4 protein-coding genes are annotated in these 3,874 nt (G+C 66.7%); all 4 read left to right on the forward strand.

Going from position 1 to position 3,874, the window contains the following annotated elements:
- Positions 1–315 (forward strand): DUF4115 domain-containing protein (locus N5E02_RS20430; RefSeq protein ID WP_005416241.1); only part of this gene is annotated, 315 nt, incomplete at its 5' end.
- A gap of 65 nt (positions 316–380) precedes the next feature.
- Positions 381–1,019, forward strand: coding sequence for a tetratricopeptide repeat protein (locus N5E02_RS20435; protein WP_005416242.1), 639 nt, complete (start codon positions 381–383; stop codon positions 1,017–1,019).
- Positions 1,019–2,227, forward strand: a complete 1,209-nt coding sequence (bamB, locus tag N5E02_RS20440; protein ID WP_005416243.1) for an outer membrane protein assembly factor BamB — start codon at positions 1,019–1,021, stop codon at positions 2,225–2,227. The genes N5E02_RS20435 and bamB overlap by 1 nt, the downstream gene beginning before the upstream one ends.
- 18 nt (positions 2,228–2,245) lie before the next feature.
- Positions 2,246–3,643, forward strand: a complete 1,398-nt coding sequence (der, locus tag N5E02_RS20445) for a ribosome biogenesis GTPase Der (protein WP_005413118.1) — start codon at positions 2,246–2,248, stop codon at positions 3,641–3,643.
- Positions 3,644–3,874: the final 231 nt, after the last annotated feature.

Raw genomic sequence — 3,874 nt, forward strand, 5'->3', positions numbered from 1 at the left:
GTCGCCTCGCTGGCCCCGGTGCCGCGCCCGGCGCCGGCCCCGGCTGCCGGCAATGCGCTGGAAATGCAGTTCAGCGGCGACAGCTGGGTCGACATCGGCGGCCCGGACGGCAGCACCGTCGAGAAGGCACTGATCAAGTCCGGCGAGACCCGCAGCTTCACGCCGGGCCAGGTGACCCGGGTGACCCTGGGCAACGCCTCGGCGGTCCAGGTTCAGCAGAACGGCGCTATCGTCGATCTGACCCCCTACCAGCGAGCCAACGTGGCACGCTTTCAGGTATCCTCTGAAGGCTCCGTAGTCCCGGTTTCGCACTGAGGCGCGGTTTCACCACCTTCGATTAAACCCAATGGTCCCTCCCGACGGGCGGGGCGAGAGTACGCATGGCGATCGACGATCTGCTCGACGAGCACGAACAAAGTGAACGCGTCCGCAGCTGGCTGCGGAAGAATGGCGCCAGCATCCTCGGTGGCGTAGTCATCGCCATCGGTGCCATTGCCGGCTGGCAGTGGTACCAGAAGGAGCAGGGCAGCAAGCTGGCCTCGGCCAATGTCGAGTACCAGAAGGCCCTGCAGGGCCTGCAGCAGAACAAGCTTGACGACGCCGCCAAGGCGGTCAAGGCGCTCGAAGCCGGCCCGTCCAGCATCTACGGCGACCTCGCGGCGCTGCAGCTGGCCAAGGCCCAGGTCGACGCCGGCAAGAACGAAGAGGCACTGGCCACCCTGCGCAACGTGAAGGTCGAAGGCGACCTGCAGCGCGTGGTCGACCAGCGTGTGGCCCGCCTGCTGGTGGCCACCGGCAAGAGCGACGAGGCCATCAAGCTGCTGGGCAGCGCCACCGACAGCAGCAGCCTGGAAATCCATGGCGATGCGCTGATGGCGCAGGGCAAGCGCGATGAGGCCCGTGCACAGTACGAGAAGGCGCTGAAGACGCTGGACGTGGCAGCGCCGCAGCGGCGCCTGCTGGAAACCAAGGTTATGGACGCCGGCGGCACCGTTGCCGCCCCTGCGGAGTCGGTTTGATGAGTCAGAAGGTCATGATCACCCGCGTCGCCACCGTGCTCCTGATGGGCATGGCCCTGACCGGCTGCGGCACCATGAAGGGCTGGTTCGCTGGCAAGGACGCGGCGGCGAAGAAGGCACAGGAACCGGCTGAGCTGGTCAAGTTCGAGCCGACCGTGAAGGTCAGCAAGATCTGGTCGGTCAACCTCGGCAAGGGCGAGCGTCGCATCGGTGTGCGCCAGGGCCCGGCGGTGGCCAACGGCCACGTGTTCGCTGCGGCGATCACCGGTGGCGTGCACGCCATCGACCTGCAGACCGGCAAGAAGGTCTGGACCTGGGAGCCGAAGAAGGAAAAGAAGAAGGCCAAGCTGCGCTTGTCCGGCGGCCCGGGTGTCGGTGAGAACCTGGTCGTGATCGGCACGCTGGACGGTCAGGTCATCGCGCTGGACATCAACGACGGCAGCGAGAAGTGGCGCGCCCGTGTTCCGGGTGAAGTGATCGCCGCGCCGGCCGTTGCCCAGGGCATGGTCTACGTGCGCAGCAACGACGGTCGTGTGACCGCCTTCGATGTCGGCAACGGCACCCAGAAGTGGTTCAACCCGAGCGAGCTGCCGGCGCTGACCGTGCGCGGCAACGCGCCGGTGGTGACCGGCCCGGGTGTGCTGTTCATCGGCAAGGACGAGGGCGCGGTTGCGGCCCTGGCCCAGCAGGATGGCCGCACGCTGTGGGAACAGAACCTCGGCAACGGCGAAGGCCGCACCGAGCTGGAGCGCATGGCGGACGTCGACGGCGCACCGGTGCTCGACGGCAACACCCTGTACGTGAGCAGCTTCAAGAACCAGACCATGGCCATCGAAGGCCCGACCGGTCGCCCGCTGTGGGCGCGCGACCATGGCGGCGCCGGTGGGGTGGCGGTATCGTCGGGCAATGTGTTCGTGACCGACAACAAGGGCGGCGTGTTCGGCCTGGACAAGGCCAGCGGCGCAGCCATGTGGTCGCAGACGGCACTGGCCCGTCGCTCCCTGACCGGCCCGGCACTGCACGGCGACTACGTGGTGGTCGGTGACTACAAGGGATATGTGCACTGGTTGCAGGCCTCCGATGGTGCGATGGCGGCACGGGCAAAGAGTGGCGGTGACGCCCTGCTGGCCCAGCCGGTCGTCGTCGACGGGGTGCTGCTGGTGCAGAACGTGGATGGCAAGCTGACCGCCTTCCGGTTGGCAAACTAAAAAATTGGAGTAATCGCGATGCTGCCTCTGGTCGCCCTGGTTGGACGGCCGAATGTCGGCAAGTCGACTATTTTCAATGCGCTTACGCGCACCCGTGACGCGCTGGTCCATGACCAGCCCGGCGTCACCCGCGACCGCAACTACGGTGTCTGCCGCCTCGACGAGGACAACCATTTCCTCGTCGTGGATACCGGTGGTATCGCCGGGGAAGACGAAGGCCTGGCCGGCGCCACCACGCGCCAGGCCCGTGCGGCCGCGGCCGAAGCCGACCTGATCCTGTTCGTCGTCGATGCCCGCGAGGGCACCTCGGCGCTGGACGACGAGATCCTGGCCTGGCTGCGCAAGCTGTCGCGCCCGACGCTGCTGCTGATCAACAAGATCGACGGCACCGACGAGGACAGCGTGCGTTCCGAGTTCGCCCGTTATGGCTTCGGCGAGATGCTGACCGTCTCGGCCGCGCATCGCCAGGGCCTGGACGACCTGCTGGACGAAGTGATCCAGCGCCTGCCGGAAGAAGGCAGCGGCGAAGAGCTGGACAACGACCCGAACCGCATCCGCATCGCCTTCGTCGGCCGCCCGAACGTGGGCAAGTCGACCCTGGTCAATCGCATCCTGGGCGAGGAGCGCATGATCGCCTCCGACGTGCCGGGTACCACCCGCGACTCGATCGCGGTGGACCTGGAGCGCGACGGCCGTGAGTACCGCCTGATCGACACCGCCGGCCTGCGCCGTCGTTCGCGCGTGGATGAGGTTGTCGAGAAGTTCTCGGTGGTCAAGACCATGCAGTCGATCGAGCAGTGCCAGGTGGCCGTGCTGATGCTCGACGCCACCGAAGGCGTGACCGACCAGGACGCCACCGTGCTCGGTGCCGTGCTCGATGCCGGCCGCGCGCTGGTGATCGCCATCAACAAGTGGGATGGCCTGACCGAGTACCAGCGCGAGCAGGCGGAAACCATGCTGTCGCTGAAGCTGGGCTTCGTGCCGTGGGCCGAATCGGTGCGCATCTCGGCCAAGCACGGCTCGGGCCTGCGTGAGCTGTTCCGTGCGGTGCATCGTGCGCACGAATCGGCGAACAAGACCTTCACCACCAGCGAAGTGAACAAGGCGCTGGAAGTGGCTTACGAGACCAATCCGCCGCCGACCATCCGCGGCCATGTCTCCAAGCTGCGTTACGTGCATCCGGCCGGTTCCAACCCGCCGACCTTCATCGTGCACGGCACCCGCCTGAAGGAACTGCAGGAGTCGTACAAGCGCTACCTGGAGAACTTCTTCCGCAAGCGCTTCAAGCTGATCGGTACGCCGGTGAGCTTCATCTTCCGCGAGGGGACCAACCCGTACGAGGGCAAGAAGAACGTCCTCACCGAGCGGCAGGTCAAGGCAAAGCGGCGCTTGATGAAGCACGTCAAGGGCAAGTGATTCACGGGAAGGCGGCCGCAGGGCCGCCTTCTTCGTTCGCGCTCCCACCGGTAGTGCCGGCCGCTGGCCGGCAACCTCGCGTCGTCCGGTGCGTTCATGGCCATGCCGGCCAGCGGCTGGCACTACCCCATGTTTGCAGGTATCGGTCAAGGCGGCCTGCCGCCACGTGCGCGATAATGCGGCCATGAGCATCCAAGAGCTTTCCCCCGCGCAGGCACGCGAGCGCCTGGC

It is taken from the genome of Stenotrophomonas sp. GD03777 (genome assembly GCF_029842485.1).
Classification (GTDB): Bacteria; Pseudomonadota; Gammaproteobacteria; order Xanthomonadales; family Xanthomonadaceae; genus Stenotrophomonas; species Stenotrophomonas sepilia.